The sequence below is a fragment of the Acidovorax sp. Root275 genome, assembly GCF_001428965.1.
Classification (GTDB): Bacteria; Pseudomonadota; Gammaproteobacteria; order Burkholderiales; family Burkholderiaceae_C; genus Acidovorax; species Acidovorax radicis.
The window spans coordinates 1-1,067 of the sequence record NZ_LMJH01000012.1 but is presented as its reverse complement, the minus strand read 5'-3'; the positions used below and the strand labels follow the sequence as shown (position 1 = coordinate 1,067).

Below are 1,067 nucleotides of genomic sequence, written 5' to 3'. Positions count from 1 at the left end.
GAGTAGCCGGTGCCGAAGTCATCCAGCGCAAACCCCACGCCTTCGCTTTTGAGCTGCACCATGCGCGCGATGGTGTCTTCGATGTCTCCCAGCAGCAGGCTTTCGGTGAGTTCGAGCTTGAGTTTGCGCGGGTCGGCGTTGTGGTTCTTGAGGGTCTGCAGCACTTCGGCCACGAAGCCCGGTTGCCGGAACTGCCGGGCGCTGACGTTGACCGAGATGGACAGGTGGGCGGTGGCTTCGTGCTGGCCCCAGCGCTGCAGTTGTTCGCAGGCGGTCTGCAGCACGTATTGGCCTAAAGGGAGGATGAGGCCGGTCTGTTCGGCCAGGGGGATGAAGTCGCCGGGGCTGATCATTCCGCGCTGGGGGTGGCGCCAGCGCACCAGGGCTTCTGCCCCCATGAGCTGGGACTGGTGGTCCACGACGGGCTGGTAGTGCACGAGCAGTTCACCCCGGGCCAGGCCCTGGCGCAGGTCGGCTTCCAGGTTGGAGCGGGCGTTGACGGCGGCCTGCATGTCGGGGTCGAAGAAGCGCTGGGTGTTGCGCCCTGCGGCTTTGGCCTGGTACATGGCCAGGTCGGCGCGTTTGAGGAGTTCATCCACCGTCAGGCGTTCGTCGCCAAAGAGGGTGATGCCGATGCTGGGGGTGCTGTAGTGCTGGGCGCCGTCCAGTTCGAAGGGCTGGTTCAGGCTGGCCAGGAGTTTTTCTGCGACGGTTTCTGCCTGGGTGGCTGCGTCTTGCAGGTCGGGGGCCAGGGCTTCGAGCATGACGACGAATTCGTCGCCGCCAAAGCGGGCGACGGTGTCGGCTTCGCGCACGCTGCCCACCAGGCGGGTGGCGACCTGGGCCAGGAGCTGGTCGCCCATGTCGTGGCCCAGGGTGTCGTTGAGGTCCTTGAAGTTATCGAGGTCGATGAACAGCAGGGCGCCGAGGTTTCTGGTGCGCTGGCAAGCGGCGATGGAGCGCTGCAGGCGATCGAGCAGCAGGCGGCGGTTGGGCAGGCCCGTCAAGGCGTCAAAGAAGGCCAGGCGTTCGATCTCTTGTTCTGCTCGCTTTCGGTCCGTGATGTC

1 protein-coding gene is annotated in these 1,067 nt (G+C 65.4%); it reads right to left on the bottom strand.

Translation table 11 applies throughout. The annotated features are described in order from the left end of the window. Nucleotides 1-1,067 (bottom strand): diguanylate cyclase (locus tag ASE52_RS24825; protein ID WP_140426342.1); only part of this gene is annotated, 1,067 nt, incomplete at both ends.